The 350-nt window shown below is 62.0% G+C and carries 1 protein-coding gene; it reads left to right on the top strand.

Annotated elements, in window-relative coordinates; all coding sequences use genetic code 11:
- On the top strand, positions 1-311 hold a 311-nt coding region (locus tag MKD50_RS30645), incomplete at its 5' end, for a transposase domain-containing protein (RefSeq protein WP_252669808.1).
- Between the last annotated feature and the right edge of the window lie 39 nt (positions 312-350).

Genomic DNA, 350 nt, shown 5'->3' with positions numbered 1-350 from the left:
ACGCACTGAACCGGTGGGAGGCGCTCACGCGCTATTGCGACGACGGACGACTGGAGATCGACAACCTGCCGGTCGAACGTGCGCTGCGCGGGGTGGCCATCGGAAGACGTAATTACCTGTTCGCGGGTGCTGACTCAGGTGGGGAACGCGCCGCTGCAATTTACAGCCTGATCGGCACGGCAAAACTCAACGGCGTCGATCCCGAGGCTTACCTACGCTTCGTGCTCGCACGCATCGCGGATCACCCGATCAACCGCGTCGACGAACTCATGCCGTGGGTCGTCACTGAGCAACTGGTTACGCCAGCGTAACTGCTGCGGCCGTCAAGACGGTACTGGCTACTCGCTTAC

The sequence above is a fragment of the Cupriavidus mimosae genome (assembly GCF_023952485.1).
GTDB lineage: Bacteria > Pseudomonadota > Gammaproteobacteria > Burkholderiales > Burkholderiaceae > Cupriavidus > Cupriavidus taiwanensis_C.
Note: the sequence above shows the minus strand (reverse complement) of the source record. Positions and strands in the feature narration are given on the sequence as shown.